Annotated in this window: 14 protein-coding genes and 1 tRNA gene; 7 read left to right on the forward strand and 8 right to left on the reverse strand. The window is 72.4% G+C overall.

The annotated features are described in order from the left end of the window. Positions 1-2 precede the first annotated feature (2 nt). Positions 3-1,214 carry a threonine ammonia-lyase gene (gene ilvA, locus ACIRRS_RS35605; protein ID WP_402980247.1) on the reverse strand — a complete coding sequence of 404 codons (1,212 nt, stop codon included), beginning with the start codon at positions 1,212-1,214 and terminating at the stop codon, positions 3-5. Between the two features lie 135 nt (positions 1,215-1,349). On the opposite strand from ilvA, the gene ACIRRS_RS35610 reads away from it, so the two are divergent. Further along, the gene (locus tag ACIRRS_RS35610) at positions 1,350-1,838 is read left to right on the forward strand and encodes a MarR family winged helix-turn-helix transcriptional regulator (RefSeq protein WP_402980249.1); all 489 of its coding nucleotides are present in this window, start codon (positions 1,350-1,352) and stop codon (positions 1,836-1,838) included. Here ACIRRS_RS35610 and ACIRRS_RS35615 read toward each other — a convergent pair. Further along, on the reverse strand, positions 1,835-2,989 hold the full coding sequence (locus ACIRRS_RS35615) for a cystathionine gamma-synthase (RefSeq protein WP_402980251.1): 1,155 nt from the start codon (positions 2,987-2,989) through the stop codon (positions 1,835-1,837). The two genes, ACIRRS_RS35610 and ACIRRS_RS35615, sit on opposite strands and share 4 nt — an antisense overlap. A 144-nt stretch (positions 2,990-3,133) precedes the next feature. Between ACIRRS_RS35615 and msrA the strand changes: the two genes are divergently transcribed. Together msrA and ACIRRS_RS35625 are read left to right on the forward strand one after the other, a co-directional pair. After that, the gene (gene msrA, locus ACIRRS_RS35620) at positions 3,134-3,799 is read left to right on the forward strand and encodes a peptide-methionine (S)-S-oxide reductase MsrA (RefSeq protein ID WP_402980254.1); all 666 of its coding nucleotides are present in this window, start codon (positions 3,134-3,136) and stop codon (positions 3,797-3,799) included. Positions 3,800-3,939: 140 nt separating this feature from the next. Beyond that, a complete protein-coding gene (locus tag ACIRRS_RS35625) occupies positions 3,940-4,302 on the forward strand; it encodes a cupin domain-containing protein (RefSeq protein ID WP_402980257.1) in 363 nt (120 codons plus the stop codon). 13 nt (positions 4,303-4,315) lie between these two features. Here ACIRRS_RS35625 and ACIRRS_RS35630 read toward each other — a convergent pair whose 3' ends face one another. From ACIRRS_RS35630 to ACIRRS_RS35640, 3 genes are all read right to left on the reverse strand, one after another. Next, the gene (locus tag ACIRRS_RS35630; protein WP_402980260.1) at positions 4,316-5,593 is read right to left on the reverse strand and encodes an Ig-like domain-containing protein; all 1,278 of its coding nucleotides are present in this window, start codon (positions 5,591-5,593) and stop codon (positions 4,316-4,318) included. 184 nt (positions 5,594-5,777) lie between these two features. Continuing rightward, entirely contained in the window at positions 5,778-6,116 is a 339-nt protein-coding gene (locus ACIRRS_RS35635; protein WP_402980263.1) for a hypothetical protein, read from the reverse strand. 380 nt (positions 6,117-6,496) lie between these two features. Next, positions 6,497-7,897, reverse strand: a complete 1,401-nt coding sequence (locus ACIRRS_RS35640) for a cystathionine beta-synthase (protein ID WP_402980266.1) — start codon at positions 7,895-7,897, stop codon at positions 6,497-6,499. 236 nt (positions 7,898-8,133) lie between these two features. Between ACIRRS_RS35640 and ACIRRS_RS35645 the strand changes: the two genes are divergently transcribed. The 3 genes from ACIRRS_RS35645 (at position 8,134) to ACIRRS_RS35655 (ending at position 11,748) form a co-directional block, all read left to right on the forward strand. Beyond that, a complete protein-coding gene (locus ACIRRS_RS35645) occupies positions 8,134-9,222 on the forward strand; it encodes an SGNH/GDSL hydrolase family protein (protein ID WP_402980269.1) in 1,089 nt (362 codons plus the stop codon). A 63-nt stretch (positions 9,223-9,285) separates the two neighbouring features. Further along, the gene (locus tag ACIRRS_RS35650; protein WP_402980272.1) at positions 9,286-10,506 is read left to right on the forward strand and encodes an acetyl-CoA C-acetyltransferase; all 1,221 of its coding nucleotides are present in this window, start codon (positions 9,286-9,288) and stop codon (positions 10,504-10,506) included. A gap of 300 nt (positions 10,507-10,806) precedes the next feature. Then, complete coding sequence (locus ACIRRS_RS35655) at positions 10,807-11,748, forward strand: hypothetical protein (protein ID WP_402980275.1); 942 nt, start codon at positions 10,807-10,809, stop codon at positions 11,746-11,748. 76 nt (positions 11,749-11,824) lie between these two features. Here the strand turns inward: ACIRRS_RS35655 and ACIRRS_RS35660 are convergent, their stop codons facing one another. The 3 genes from ACIRRS_RS35660 to ACIRRS_RS35670 all read right to left on the reverse strand — a co-directional run bounded on the left by ACIRRS_RS35660 (position 11,825) and on the right by ACIRRS_RS35670 (position 13,341). Further along, positions 11,825-12,163, reverse strand: a complete 339-nt coding sequence (locus ACIRRS_RS35660) for a hypothetical protein (protein WP_402980277.1) — start codon at positions 12,161-12,163, stop codon at positions 11,825-11,827. 80 nt (positions 12,164-12,243) lie between these two features. Next, a complete protein-coding gene (locus ACIRRS_RS35665) occupies positions 12,244-13,119 on the reverse strand; it encodes a Bax inhibitor-1/YccA family protein (RefSeq protein WP_402980279.1) in 876 nt (291 codons plus the stop codon). Between the two features lie 140 nt (positions 13,120-13,259). Then, positions 13,260-13,341, reverse strand: a tRNA-Leu gene (locus ACIRRS_RS35670). A gap of 293 nt (positions 13,342-13,634) precedes the next feature. Between ACIRRS_RS35670 and ACIRRS_RS35675 the strand changes: the two genes are divergently transcribed. Continuing rightward, a partial coding sequence (locus ACIRRS_RS35675) for an ABC transporter ATP-binding protein (protein ID WP_402980281.1) occupies positions 13,635-14,062 on the forward strand: 428 nt, incomplete at its 3' end.

Here is a 14,062-nt window from a genome sequence, read left to right on the forward strand (position 1 = left end):
GCTCAGCCGGAGACGACGTACCCCGCCTCCCTCAGCTCGCCGACCACCAGCGCGCAGTGCTCCGGCCCCTTCGTCTCCAGGTGCAGGTCCACCTCGACCTCGGTCAGCCCCAGCCGGGGGTCGATCCGCACGTGCGCCACGTCCAGCACGTTGGCGTCCACCCTGGTGAGCACCCCCAGCAGGTCCGCCAGCGCGCCCGGCCTGTCCGCCAGGCGCACCCGCAGCGACAGGTAGCGCCCGGCCGCCGCCAGCCCGTGCCGCAGCACCCGCTGCATCAGCTGCGGGTCGATGTTGCCGCCGGACAGCACCGCCACCACCGGGCCCTCGAAGGAGTCCGGCTGCTCCAGCAGCGCCGCGACCGGCGCCGCCCCGGCCGGTTCGACGACCAGCTTGAGCCGCTCCAGGCCCAGCAGCAGCGCCCGCGACAGCGAGTCCTCGGAGACGGTGCGGACGCCGTCCGCGAGCGTGTTGACCACCTCGAACGGGATGTCCCCGGGGCGCCCGACCATGATCCCGTCCGCCATCGTGGCGAAGGACTCCAGCGACACCGGCCGCCCGGCCGCCAGCGAGGGCGGGTACGCGGCCGCGCCCGCCGCCTGCACCCCGATCACCCGCACGTCCGGGCGCAGCGGCTTGACGGCCGCCGCGATCCCGGCGAGCAGCCCGCCGCCGCCCACGCCGACCAGGATCGTGCGCACCTCGGGGCACTGCTCCAGGATCTCCAGGCCCACCGTGGCCTGGCCGGTGACGATGTCCCAGTGGTCGAAGGGGTGGATGAACACCGCGCCCGTCGCGTCCGCGTACCGCCGGGCGGCCTGCAGCGCCTCGTCCACGTTCGCGCCGTGCAGCCGCACCTCGGCGCCGTAGTCCCGGGTCGCCGCGACCTTGGGCAGCGGGGCCGCGACGGGCATGAACACCGTCGAGCGCACCCCCAGCAGCGAGGCCGCCAGCGCCACGCCCTGCGCGTGGTTGCCCGCGCTCGCCGCCACCACCCCGCCGGCCCGCTGCACCGGGGAGAGGCCCGCGATCCGCACGTACGCGCCGCGCAGCTTGAACGAACCGGTGCGCTGAAGGTTCTCGCACTTGAGGTGGACGGGCGCCCCCACCAGCCGCGACAGGTGCCGGCTGCCCTCCATGGGGGTCTGCCGGGCGACCCCGGCGAGCATCTTCTGTGCGCCGCGGACGTCGTCGAGGGTGATCGGCCAGGTGTGCATGGCGCAAGCCTAGGCCGCGGACGCGGAGCGGCCCTGGAGCGCAGTCGGTGCTGTCGGGCCTGTTCCCGGGCCCGCCCGGCCCGCGTACGCTGCTGGTCCTGAGCCTCCCTCACCGCACGACGATCGTGAGCCGCGATGACGACGACCTCGCCCCAGGCCACCGACCGCACCCAACCCGTGCACAGCCGACTCCAGTACCAACTGGCGCTGTTCGCCCGCCGGATGGAACAGGTCCGCACCTCGGGCGGCGGTGCGGCCGCGTTGGACCGGGCCGCCTACCTGCTGCTCGACCGCCTCGACCGGCACGGCCCGGCGAACGTCAAGGCGCTGGCCGACGCCCTCGGGGTGGACTCCTCCACGGTGACCCGCCAGGTGGCCCCGCTGGTGGCCGCCGGGCTGGTCGGCCGGGTGCAGGACCCGGCCGACCGCCGCGCCGTACGGCTCGCGCTGACCCCCGGCGGCTGCGGCCGGCTGGCCGAAGTCCGCGACGGCCGGGCCGAGTTGGCCCGCCGCCTGGTGGCGGACTGGCCGCCGGAGGAGCAGCAGGCGTTCTGCGACCTGCTGGCCCGCTTCAACCTCGCGATGGAGTCGTACTCGGCGGACCAGCACGGCCAACATCCCTAGCCCAGCGCCTGCTTGAGGTCCGCGAGCAGGTCGTCGATCGACTCGATGCCGACCGAGACGCGGACCAGGTCCGCCGGGACCTCCAGCGGGGAGCCGGCCGCCGAGGCGTGGGTCATGCGGCCCGGGTGCTCGATCAGCGACTCGACGCCGCCCAGCGACTCGCCCAGGGTGAACAGCTGCGCGCGGTTGCAGACCTCGACGGCCGCCTCCTCGCCGCCGGCGACGCGGAAGGACACCATGCCGCCGAACGCCTTCATCTGCTTGGCGGCGATGTCGTGGCCCGGGTGCGAGGGCAGGCCCGGGTAGAGCACCTGGCTCACCTTGGGGTGGGCGGCGAGCAGCTCGGCGACCTTCTCGGCGTTGGAGCTGTGCCGGTCCATGCGCACGCCCAGCGTCTTGATGCCGCGCAGCACCAGCCAGGCGTCGAACGGCCCGGAGACGGCGCCCATCGCGTTCTGGTGGTACGCCACCTCCTCGCCCAGTCCGGCCTCGGCCAGCACCAGCGCACCGCCGACCACGTCCGAGTGGCCGCCCATGTACTTGGTGGTGGAGTGGACGACGGCGTCCGCGCCGAGGGCGATCGGCTGCTGCAGGTACGGGCTGGCGAAGGTGTTGTCGACGACCAGCAGCGCGCCGGCGCCGTGCGCGACCTCGGCGAGGGCGGTCAGGTCGGTGATGCCCAGGAGCGGGTTGGACGGCGTCTCGACCCACACCGCGCGGGTGTTGGGGCGCAGCGCGGCGCGGACGTCGTCCAGGTCCTGGGTGTTGGCCACGGAGAACTCGACGCCCCACCGGGTCAGCACCTTGGCGAACAGCCGGAAGGTGCCGCCGTAGGCGTCGTTGGGGATCACGATGTGGTCGCCCGGCTTGAGGATGGTCCGCAGCAGGGTGTCCTCGGCCGCGAGGCCGGAGGCGAAGGCGAGGCCGCGCGCCCCGCCCTCCAGTGCCGCGAGGCACTCCTCCAGCGCGGTCCGGGTCGGGTTGGCGCTGCGGCTGTACTCGTAGCCGCCCCGCAGTCCGCCCACCCCGTCCTGCTTGTAGGTGGACACCTGGTAGATCGGCGTGACGACGGCCCCGGTCTGGGGGTCCGCTTCCTGACCCGCGTGGATGGCGAGGGTCTCGAAGCCCTGAGGAAGCTGGTGCTCGGTCATGGGTCCGAGCCTAGTGTGCGAATCCCGCCAAGCCCGCACGAACCGGTGACCGGGGTGACCGGGGTGACCGGCCGCGCCCGGAATCCGGGGGCGGCCGTGGGCGTTTCACCGTGAGCCACGTTTCCGACCCCGCTGGAGCAGGCCGTGCTGTTCAACCGCCACAAGACCTCGCTCGTCCCCGCCGACCAGGCGCTGCCCGGCCGGGAGGCGCCCGCGTTCGCGCTCACCGAGCCGCACACCGTCCTCGGCCACCCGCTGACCGGCCCGTACCCGCAGGGGCTGGAGGTCGCCGACTTCGGGCTCGGCTGCTTCTGGGGCGCCGAGCGCGCGTTCTGGCGCCTGCCCGGCGTCTGGACGACGCTGGTCGGCTACCAGGGCGGGCACACCCCCAACCCGACGTACGAGGAGGTGTGCAGCGGGCTGACCGGGCACACCGAGGCGGTCCGGGTGGTGTTCGACCCGGCCGTGATCTCGTACGAGCGGCTGCTGAAGACGTTCTGGGAGGCCCACGACCCGACGCAGGGCAACCGCCAGGGCAACGACGTCGGCACCCAGTACCGCTCGGCGGTCTACACCCACTCCCCCGCCCAGGCCGTCGCCGCGCAGGCCACCCGGGACGCGTTCCAGCCCGCGCTGACCACGTTCGGTCACGGTGCGATCACCACCGAGATCGCCCCGGCCGGCCCGTTCTACCCGGCGGAGCCGTACCACCAGCAGTACCTCTCGGACGCCAAGAACCCGGGCGGCTACTGCGGTCTGGGCGGTACGGGCGCCTCCTGCCCGATCGGCGTGGCCCGCACGGAGGGCTGAGCCGGGGGCCGAGCCGCAGGGCCGGAGGCCACCACTCAACGTGACGCTTCCCGGCCGCGGGCGCAGACTGGAAGGGCCAGCAGGTCGACCCGGCCGCCCCGCCCGGCGGCCGGGCCGACCGCGTGGAGAGGAGTCGCGCCATGTCCGGTCTCGTCCGCAGGAACTTCGACGATCCCGAGGAGGTCCGCCCCTTCGAGGCGGGCACGGGGGAACTGCACCTCGTCAACCTGGACGGCGGGCCGGTGGGCCGGGCCGTGTTCCAGCCCGGGTGGCAGTGGTCCAAGCACGTGAAGCCGATCGCCAAGACCGACAGCTGCGAGTCCGCCCACGTCGGCTACGTGGTCTCCGGCCGGATGATGATCGCCATGGACGACGGCGAGCAGGGCGAGATCGGGCCCGGCGACTTCATCGTCATCGAGCCCGGGCACGACGGCTGGGTCCTGGGCGACGAGCCCTGCGTGGTCCTCGACTGGCAGGGCTACGCCGACTACGCGAAGCGGTGACCGGCAGCGGACGCTAGACCGCGCTCCCGGCCTGCCAGGCGGCCCATCCGAGGTTCCAGCCGTTGAGGCCGTTGTCGGGGGCGACGGTCTTGTCCCCGGAGTTCACGACCTCGACCACGTCGCCGACCATCGAGGACTTGTAGAACTTGTAGCCGTCCGTGCTGCTGTCCTGCGCGCCCTTGGCGTCCTGCAGGCCCACGCAGCCGTGGCTGGTGTTCTGGCCGCCGAAGATCGACGACGATGACCAGTAGTTGCCGTGGATGAACGTCCCCGAGGTGGTGAGCCTCTGGGCGTGCGGCACGTCCGCGATGTCGTACTCGCTGCCGAGGTTGACGGTCTGCGAGTTCATCCGGGTCTGGGTGTACTGCTCGGAGATCACCATCTTGCCGCCCCAGGTGGTGTGCTCGGGCGACCCGCCGGAGATCTTGTAGACGGCGCTGACCGCCCCGTCCGTGGTGACGGTGAGCTTCTTGGTGGCGAGGTCGGCGACGCTCGTCTGGGCGCGGCCGATGGTGAAGCGGACGTCCTTGGACTGGGTGCCGAAGACGCCCTTCGCCCCCTCGACGTCCTTGAGCCGCAGCTTGAGCGTGACCTTGGTGCCCTTGGCCCAGTACTGCTGCGGGCGGAAGTCGAGCCGGGTGCTGGAGAACCAGTGCCCGACGATCTCGACGCCCGGTTCGGCGGTCACGGTGATCGCCGCCTGGACGGCCTTCTTGTCGGTGACCGGCTTGCTGAAGTTGATCGAGACCGGCATGCCGACGCCGACCACGGAGCCGTCCTCGGGCGTGAAGTAGCCGACGAAGGTGTTGGCCGGGGTGGCCGTGGTGAAGACGGCGTTGGCGTCCGCCTCCAGCTTGTCCTTGTCGAAGGCCGTCGCCGTGACGGTGTACTTGGTGCCGCTGGCCGGGGCGGCGGCCGAGGTCCAGGAGGTGTTGTCGGAGGAGAGCTGGCCCGCCAGCTCCTTGCCGGTGGTGTCCACGACCTTGACGGTGCCCAGGGTGCCGTTCGCGACGGCGACCTTGACGGGCTCGCTGAAGCTCGCCGAGGCGGCGCCGTCCGCGGGGGTGACGGTGATCACGGCGGTCGAGGTCCTGGGGGCGCCGCTCGCGCTGCCGCCGCCCGTCCCGGGGGTGCCGGTGCCGTTGCCGCCGCCCGAGCCGGAGCTGCCGGAGTCGCTGTTGTCGTTGCAGGCCGCGAGGAGCAGGACGGGGGCCGCGAGGAGCCCTCCGAGCACGCCGCGCCGGCTCCAGTTGCCGCTGGCCGTCCGCCGCTGGCCGTCCTGTGCCGTCACGTCGCGTCTCCCTGTCGATCATCGGGCCTTACGGATGAAAGAAACGCGATCCGACCGTTCACGGTTCCATCACCGAAGGGTAAGCGATCGTATGAGATGACCCAACTTCCCACCGAATGCGGACAAAACGCCCGGCCTGCGACGAACAGACCGGGCGTTCACGGGCGGTGACGGCGGGCCGCCGCTACTCGGCGGACTCGTCCACCTGGTACTCGTCCCACTGCTCGTCGTCCGGGTCGAACTCGGTCCGGGCCGACTCCCAGGTCGCCGAGGCGAGTTCCACGCCGGGGACGTCGCCGAGCAGGGCGACGGGGTCGATGAAGTGGGCGAGCGAGCCGGACGGGTCCACCTCGATGGCCTCGACGGACTGCTCCCGCTCCTCGTCGTCGAGGTACTCGTCCCCGGCCACCTGCTGGAGGGCCGCCGCCTTGAGCGCGCCCTCGTCGGTGATCTCCGCGATGAGTTCGATCTTGACCCGGACGTAGCGCGGGGCGTCCTGGTCGGTCGTTTCAGTGCTGGTCATGCGTGCGAGCGTACGGGAAGGGCCGGTCCCTCGGAGAAGGACCGGCCCTGCCGTCTCTCCGCCTGTGCTCCCCCACCCGGGAGCCGCGGAGACGCGCCGAGCGGCGCGGTGGTGGCCGCGGGAGCCACCGCACCCTGTCGATCCGGCCGGGCCGGACAGGGGCGGGACATCGGCGCCTCCCGCAGCGTCGGACACGGCGAGCGGGTCAGGACCGCTCGCCGGTGTCCGGAGCCGGCGCGCGTCCGCCGGGGAGCCGCTCCCGGACGATCGCCGCCGCCTCGTTCGGCGTTCTCACCGACGACCACCACCATGCCGGAGCGTTGTTAACCCGGTGATGCGGACACGTGACGCCGGTGTACCGCTTCCGGTGTGACCGCGCCTCAGTGCGCGGAGCGGCCCGTCAGGAAGCCCAGGAGGTCCTGGCGGGTGACGATGCCCTGCGGCTTGCCCTCCACCAGGACGACGGCCGCGTCGGCCTTCTCCAGCACCGTCATCAGGTTGGTGACGGTCTCGCCCGAGCCGACCACCGGCAGCGGCTTGGACATCACCTTGTCCAGCGTGTCGGTGAGCTCGATCTCCTTGGCGAAGATGCCCTCCAGCAGCAGCTTCTCCACCACCGAGCCGACCACCTCGCCCGCCATGATGTCCGGGTGCCCGGCGCCCGGCGAGACCACGGGCATCTGCGAGACGCCGTACTCGCGCAGCACGCGGACGGCCTCGGCGACCGTCTCGCCCGGGTGCATGTGGACGAACTGCGGGACGCCGCCCTGCTCGATGCTCTCCTTGCGGGCCAGCACCTCGCCGATGTGCGCCTCGTCGGTGGAGGAGGGCAGGAAGCCGTAGTCCGCCATCCAGTCGTCGTTGAAGATCTTCGACAGGTAGCCGCGGCCGCCGTCCGGCAGCAGCACCACGACGACGTCGTCCGGCCCGAGCCGCTTCGCGACCTCCAGCGCCGCCACCACGGCCATGCCGCAGGAGCCGCCGACCAGCAGGCCCTCCTCCTTGGCCAGGCGGCGGGTCATCTGGAACGAGTCCTTGTCGGAGACGGCGACGATCTCGTCCGCGACCTGGCGGTCGTACGCGGTCGGCCAGAAGTCCTCACCGACGCCCTCGACCAGGTACGGGCGGCCGGTGCCGCCCGAGTACACCGAGCCCTCCGGGTCCGCGCCGATGACCTGGACCTTGCCGCCGGAGGCCTCCTTCAGGTAGTTGCCGGTGCCCGAGATGGTGCCGCCGGTGCCGACGCCCGCGACGAAGTGGGTGATCCGCCCGTCCGTCTGCTCCCACAGCTCCGGGCCGGTGGAGTGGTAGTGCGAGGCCGGGTTGTCCGGGTTGGAGTACTGGTCCGGCTTCCAGGCGTTCGGGGTCTCCCGGACGAGGCGGTCGGAGACGTTGTAGTACGAGTCCGGGTGCTCCGGGGCGACGGCGGTCGGACAGACGACCACCTCGGCGCCGTACGCGCGCAGCGTGTTGATCTTGTCGGTGGACACCTTGTCCGGACAGACGAAGATGCACTTGTAGCCCTTCTGCTGGGCCACGATCGCCAGGCCGACGCCGGTGTTGCCGGAGGTCGGCTCCACGATCGTGCCGCCCGGCTTGAGGGCGCCCGAGGCCTCGGCGGCCTCGATCATGCGCATCGCGATGCGGTCCTTCACCGAGCCGCCGGGGTTGAAGTACTCGACCTTCGCCAGCACGGTGGCGCTGATGCCCTCGGTGACCTTGTTCAGCTTGACCAGCGGCGTGTTGCCGACCAGGTCGATGATCGAGTTGTGGTACCGCACGGAGGGTCCTCCCGTTGTGTGGGCATGCGAGTGCATCCGGTACGGCAAGCCTAGGGCGTGCCCCGGGCGCACCTCCCCCTCCACTCTCGCTCCACCCAATGGCCGACGCCCACCGGTACTCCTGTCCTCCGCGCGGGTAAGAGCGCTGTTACAGGCATTTTCCGTGGCTCCCCTGCGGGGCTCCACGAGGACGCGAACACGACGACGCGAACGCGAGGACGCGAAGGGGGCAGCGGATGCCAGGCGCACAGGACTCGCGGGCCCGGGTGGCCCGCCGGATCGCCACCGCGGCCGCGTACGGCGGCGGCGGGCTCGGCCTGCTGGGCGTGGGCCTGGTCGGCGTGCTGCTGACCGAGAGCAGGCTCGCCGTCCAGGCCATCGGGGTCCTGGAGACCAACCCGCCCAAGGCGGACGGCGTCTACGGCGAGGCGTTCGCCGACGACCCGGTCGCCGACCGGCCCCCGCTCGTGCTGGCCGTCCTCGGCGACTCCACCGGCGCCGGCCTCGGCGTGCTGCGCGGCCGCGAGACCCCGGGGGCGCTGCTGGCCGCGGGCCTGGCCTCGGTGGCCGAACGGCCCGTACGGCTGGTCAACGTGGCCCGCTCCGGCGGCCGCTCCGCCGACCTCTCCGGCCAGCTGGAGCAGGCGCTTCCGCACCACCCGGACGTCGCGGTGATCATGATCGGCGCCAACGACGTCACCCGGCACAGCCCCGCCCAGCTGGCCGTGCGCCACCTCGGCGAGGCCGTGGCGGCGCTTCGCGCCAACGGCTGCCAGGTGGTGGTCGGCACCTGCCCGGACCTCGGGACGATCAAGCCCGTACGCCCGCCGCTGCGCTGGGTCGCCCGGCGGCTGAGCCGGCAGCTGGCCGCCGCCCAGACCATCGCCGTGATCGAGGCGGGCGGGCGGACGGTCTCGCTGGGCTCGCTGCTCGGCCCGGAGTTCGCCGCCCGCCCCGAGATGTTCGCCGCCGACCGCTACCACCCCTCCGCCCAGGGCTACGCCACGGCCGCGATGGCGGTGCTGCCCTCCGTCTGCGCGGCCCTCGGCCTGTGGCCGGAGGAGGAGCGCCCGGCCGAGCCGCTGGCGGGCGAGGCGGTGCTGCCCGTCGCGGTGGCCGCCGCCGCGGCCGCGGGGCGCTCGGGCACCGAGGTGGCCGCCGTGGACGCGGAGGGCGCGGGCCGCCGCTGGGCCCTGCTGCGCCACCGGCTGCGCATCGGCGCCGCCTTCGCACCGGAGGCCGTACGGGCCGCGCACGCCGCGGAGGCCGTTGAGCTGCCCGGGAACACGTCGGCCAGCTCACACGCCGGTACGGGTGACGCCTGACCTACCAGGCGGTAACTTTCCTCCCGGACGTCAGGTCCGCCGTCACCCAGCGAGGAGCCCGCCATGCCCGAAGCCGTCATCGTCAGCGCCGCCCGTTCGCCGATCGGCCGGGCCTTCAAGGGCTCCCTCAAGGACGTCCGCCCGGACGACCTGACCGCCCACATCATCCAGGCCGCCCTCGCCAAGGTCCCGCAGCTGGACCCGCGCGAGATCGACGACCTGATGCTCGGCTGCGGCCTGCCCGGCGGCGAGCAGGGCCACAACCTGGCCCGCATCGTGGCCGTCCAGATGGGCATGGACTACCTGCCGGGCGCCACCATCACCCGCTACTGCTCCTCCTCGCTGCAGACCACGCGGATGGCGCTGCACGCGATCAAGGCGGGCGAGGGCGACGTCTTCGTCTCGGCCGGCGTCGAGACCGTCTCGCGCAGCGTCAACGGCACCTCGGACGGCATGCCGGGCACCATGAACCCGCTGTTCGACGAGGCCCGGGCCCGTACCGAGAACCGCGCGGAGCAGGGCGGCGGCGAGTGGCACGACCCGCGCGAGGACGGGCTGGTGCCGGACGCGTACATCGCGATGGGCCAGACCGCCGAGAACCTGGCCGCCCTCAAGGGCATCACCCGCGCCGAGCAGGACGAGTTCGGCGTGCGCTCGCAGAACCTCGCCGAGGCCGCGATCAAGGCCGGCTTCTGGGAGCGCGAGATCACCCCGGTCACCACCCCCGACGGCACCGTGGTCAGCACGGACGACGGCCCGCGCGCCGGTGTCACCCTGGAGGGCGTCTCGGGCCTCAAGCCGGTCTTCCGCCCCGACGGCACCGTGACCGCCGGTAACTGCTGCCCGCTGAACGACGGCGCCGCCGCACTGGTGATCATGTCGGACGTCAAGGCCCGCGAGCTGGGCATCACCCCGCTCGCCCGGGTGGTCTCCACCGGCGTGAGCGCCCTGTCCCCCGAGATCATGGGCTACGGCCCGGTCGAGGCCTCCAAGCAGGCCCTCCGGCGCGCCGGCCTCACCATCGGCGACATCGACCTGGCCGAGATCAACGAGGCGTTCGCCGCCCAGGTGATCCCCTCCTACCGCGACCTCGGCGTCGACCTGGACCGGCTGAACGTCAACGGCGGCGCCATCGCCGTCGGCCACCCCTTCGGCATGACCGGCGCCCGGATCACCACCACGCTGATCAACTCCCTGCAGTGGCACGACAAGCAGTTCGGCCTGGAGACCATGTGCGTCGGCGGGGGCCAGGGCATGGCGATGGTCATCGAGCGCCTGAGCTGACACCCTCCCCGGGCGATCCGACTCTGCAGGAGGTCTGGACCACCCGTTTGGAGTGACGTAGCGTAATTGAGGGCCGGATCACACCGCGAGGTCGATCCGGCCCTCATTCCGTTCGTTTCCGGCCCGAAAATCGACACTGCGGAGCGGATCAACTCCACTGCGTAGAACGGCAGTACCTAACAATTTGGGGACAAGGGCGGAAGTACGGGACAAATTAGACATTCGCCACTGCGGTAACACCCCCACATGCGGCACTGTGGAGACGTAACCCCGTTCCACTCCTCGCTAGGAGTACGTTCCGTGAGCGCCGTCTACACCATCCTGCTACTGATCCTGATCACCGTGTCGACCGCCGTCCTGCTCCACCTCCGGGGCCTCTCCCGCCGGTTGGACGCACGGGCCGCGGCACCGGCCGCGCCCGCGCCCGTCGACGAGGCCGCGATACGCCGGGCCGTCGCCGAGGCGCTCGCCGCCGACCGCGAGCGGGAGATCACCGAGGCCCGGGCGTTCTGGGCCGAGCAGGAGGCGCGCGCCGCCGAGGACGCACCGCTCTTCGACTCCCCCTACACCGGCGCCTTCACCGGCACCGACGAGTGGCCCCTCTTCTTCCCCCGCCCCACCGGCCCGCAGGAGGCCGCCGACAACGCCGGGACGATGGACCCGGAGTTCGGCGAGGCCCTGCGCTCCGCGCTGGAGGACCTGATCAGCGACGACGGCACCGGCCCCGTCGAGCCCGGCCCCGAGGGCGGCGCTCCGCTGCGCCCCGGCCACCCGGCCGCGGAGAGCACCACGGACGCCCGCGCCCGCCGCGAGGCCGACCTGCTGGCCACCGGCCTGGAGGCCGGGCTGCTGGACACCGACCCGATCGTCGAGGAGGCCCCGGTCGCCGCGCCCGACCCGCGCCGCCACCCCTCGCACCCCGACTTCGTCCCGAGCCAGGCGCCCTCCCGCGAGTGGACCGACACCCGCCTCGCCGCCCTCGCCGAGGAGGCCGTCGCCCTGATCGACGTCCGCCCGGGCCCGCTCGGCACCCTGGACGTCTACGCCTTCGCGGACGGCACCACGCTGTGCGTCGCCCCCGGCGACCGCGAGGCCGCGTACCGGCTGATCGACGCCGTCCGCGCCGGCGAGCACGTCCGGCTGCTCGGCGGCTCGCGCTTCTCCGGCTCGTACTCGCTGACCTTCTCCACCGACGAGGAGGCCGTCTACGTCCTGGCGGACCGGGTGGTCGCCAGCATCTGACGGACGACGTACGCCAAAGGCCGCCCAGGTCATCGGGGTTACCGACCTGGGCGGCCTTTCGCGTACGCGGGGCCCGTCAGCCGCAGAGCGCCGCCGTGGCGCGCACCGAGGCCAGGGCCCGCTCCAACTCCCCGGCGGCCCCGGGGCCTTCCGGCAGGGCCGCCAGCGCGGCCGCCAGGTCGTGCCCGGCGACGGCCAGTTGGTCCCCCACCGCGAACACCCCGACGTCCGGCACCTCCCGGGCCGGCTCCCCCTCCGCCGCCAGCGCCGCCCCCGCCAGCTCCCGCGCCAGCGCCAGCCCTGCCCCCGCCCGCGAGGCGTGCCCGGGCACCGCGCCCAGCAGCCAGCTCTGCGGCATCGAGCGGAACCTGTCCGCGAGCGACTCGACGGCTTCGACCAACGGCTGTACGTCCATGGGGAGGAGCCTAGACGCCGCCGGGCCCCGGAGCTGGTGTGCTCCGGGGCCCGGCGGCAGTGCGGGGTGCGACCGTACGACTAGTCGTCGCCGCGCAGGATCGCGATCAGCCGCAGCATCTCGACGTAGATCCAGACCAGCGACAGGGTCAGCCCGAAGGCCGCCCGCCAGGACTCCCGCTGCGGGGCGCCCTGGGCGATGGCCGTCTCGATCTCCGCGAAGTCGAGCGACAGGAAGAAGGCGCCGAGGCAGATGCCGACCAGGCCGACCACGATGCCCAGCGGGCCCGAGCGCAGGCCCATGTCGGCGCCGAAGACGGCCGACGCCACGACGTTGACCAGCATCAGCAGCACGAAGCCGATCGCGATCGAGATGCCGATCCGCTGGTAGCGCGGGGTGACCCGGATCCGGCCGCTCTTGTAGGCGAACAGGATCGCCGCGAAGACCGCCGCCGTGCCCAGGACCGCCTGGACCACGATGCCGTTCAGCATGGTGTTGAAGGCGTGCGAGACGGCGCCGAGCGCGAAGCCCTGGAGGGCCGCGTACGTCAGGATCAGCGGCGGGCTGACGCTGCGCTTGAAGGACACCACCAGGCCGACCACCATGGCGATCAGGCTGGCGGCGATCGCGAAGCCGAAGTTCTCGAACGGCAGGGCGAACCAGGCCACCGCACCGGCGACAACCATCGTCAGCAGCGTCATGGCCGTACGGGCCACCACGTCGTCGAGCGTCATCCGCCCGGTGGCCGCCGGGCCCGCCGACGGGCCGTTGTACATCTGGTACAGCTGCTCGTCCGTCATCGGGGCCTGCCCCGGTGCCGGCTGGGCGTACTGCGTGCCCGCGTAGGGGTTGTGGCCGTACGGTGCCCCGGCCTGCTGGTTCGGGCCGAACCCCGCGTAGCCGGAGTCGCGGGTGAAGGACCCCTCCCGCGAGAAGACCGGGTTGCTGCTTCTCATTGCTCATTCCCTCCGTGGCGGCACTGCACCGCCCGTACACCAGGGTAATGGCTTGGCAAAAATTTCGGGAGACGCCGCAAGGATGAGACGGTGAACGACTTTCGGCGGGGACGCCGACGGCGCCCCCGCCAGTCGAGCGGTGCCCGGAGCCGGACTCGAACCGGCACGGCCTCGCGGCCAAGCAGTTTTAAGCTGCCCGTGTCTGCGTTCCACCATCCGGGCGTCCTGCGAACCACCCCGAAGCCTAGTCGCCCGGATCGCCCTTTCGCATGTTCCCGGCCAGGGAAGTTGTCATGTTTCCTTGCCATCTGACGAACTGTCCGCGATTCGGCCACCGGGAGCGAACATTCCGGCCACCGACCTCCTCTCAGGGCTGACGTCATACCGCAGGAGGAGGGGCCCGAGCCGGTGTACGCCCAGCGGTGGTCGCCCCAACCCTTCGGCGGAGCGACGAAGTTCCATGATCGCGGACCGAGCATGGAGATACGAACCCGCGACCCCTCGAGGAGCACCCCGTGACCACGTCGACCGCAACCGCCGTCCGTACCGGTCGGGCGGCCGCCCGCGCGACCGGCCTGAACAAGGTCTACGGGGAGGGGGAGACCCGCGTGGTCGCGCTCGACGACGTCAGCGTCACCTTCCCCCAGGGCGAGTACACCGCCATCATGGGCCCCTCCGGCTCCGGCAAGTCCACCCTCATGCACTGCATGGCCGGCCTCGACACCGTCTCCTCCGGCTCCACCACCATCGGCGAGACCGAACTCGTCGGCCTCAAGGACAAGCAGCTCACCCAACTGCGCCGCGACCACATCGGGTTCATCTTCCAGGCCTTCAACCTCCTCCCGACGCTGACCGCCCTGGAGAACATCACCCTCCCCATGGACATCGCCGGCCGCAAGGCCGACAAGGCCTGGCTCGACCGCGTCGTCGACACCGTCGGCCT

It is taken from the genome of Kitasatospora sp. NPDC101183 (genome assembly GCF_044767945.1).
Classification (GTDB): Bacteria; Actinomycetota; Actinomycetes; order Streptomycetales; family Streptomycetaceae; genus Kitasatospora.

Bases quoted from the DNA above. Each gene is read 5' to 3' on its own strand.
- ACIRRS_RS35660 (WP_402980277.1), bottom strand. From the start codon at position 12,163: ATGGACGTACAGCCGTTGGTCGAAGCCGTCGAGTCGCTCGCGGACAGG.
- ACIRRS_RS35615 (WP_402980251.1), bottom strand. From the start codon at position 2,989: ATGACCGAGCACCAGCTTCCTCAGGGCTTCGAGACCCTCGCCATCCAC.
- ACIRRS_RS35635 (WP_402980263.1), bottom strand. From the start codon at position 6,116: ATGACCAGCACTGAAACGACCGACCAGGACGCCCCGCGCTACGTCCGG.
- ilvA (WP_402980247.1), bottom strand. From the start codon at position 1,214: ATGCACACCTGGCCGATCACCCTCGACGACGTCCGCGGCGCACAGAAG.
- ACIRRS_RS35610 (WP_402980249.1), top strand. From the start codon at position 1,350: ATGACGACGACCTCGCCCCAGGCCACCGACCGCACCCAACCCGTGCAC.
- ACIRRS_RS35650 (WP_402980272.1), top strand. From the start codon at position 9,286: ATGCCCGAAGCCGTCATCGTCAGCGCCGCCCGTTCGCCGATCGGCCGG.
- ACIRRS_RS35665 (WP_402980279.1), bottom strand. From the start codon at position 13,119: ATGAGAAGCAGCAACCCGGTCTTCTCGCGGGAGGGGTCCTTCACCCGC.
- ACIRRS_RS35625 (WP_402980257.1), top strand. From the start codon at position 3,940: ATGTCCGGTCTCGTCCGCAGGAACTTCGACGATCCCGAGGAGGTCCGC.
- ACIRRS_RS35645 (WP_402980269.1), top strand. From the start codon at position 8,134: ATGCCAGGCGCACAGGACTCGCGGGCCCGGGTGGCCCGCCGGATCGCC.